At 31.4% G+C, this 328-nt stretch carries 1 protein-coding gene; it reads right to left on the bottom strand.

Annotation, left to right across the window (positions count from 1 at the left end):
* Positions 1-328: transposase (locus HHH54_RS10985; protein ID WP_198618821.1), on the bottom strand; the 328-nt coding region annotated here is incomplete at both ends.

Below are 328 nucleotides of genomic sequence, written 5' to 3'. Positions count from 1 at the left end.
TTAAACAGATTCATAATACGAATACGACAACGATTTATTTCACGATTAATCGCTTGAACAATATGAAATCGATCAATAATAATATCGGCATTAGGGAATAAAGATTCAATTAACGATATATAAGGTGGAAACATATCTACAGAGACTGTTTTCACTTTTTTACGTTGTCGTTTAGAAAATCTTAAAAAATATTCTTCGAGCTTATGTTTACGACGGTCTGGTAAGATATCGATGATATCGTGTGTAATACCATCACAGTAAATAAAGCTCATAGCACTGTCTACATCACTTGTTGACTTGAATTCATCAAATGATAAATGACGTGGTA

Source organism: Staphylococcus canis, from assembly GCF_016238445.1.
Classification (GTDB): Bacteria; Bacillota; Bacilli; order Staphylococcales; family Staphylococcaceae; genus Staphylococcus; species Staphylococcus canis.
This window is presented reverse-complemented; position numbering and strand designations above follow the sequence as displayed.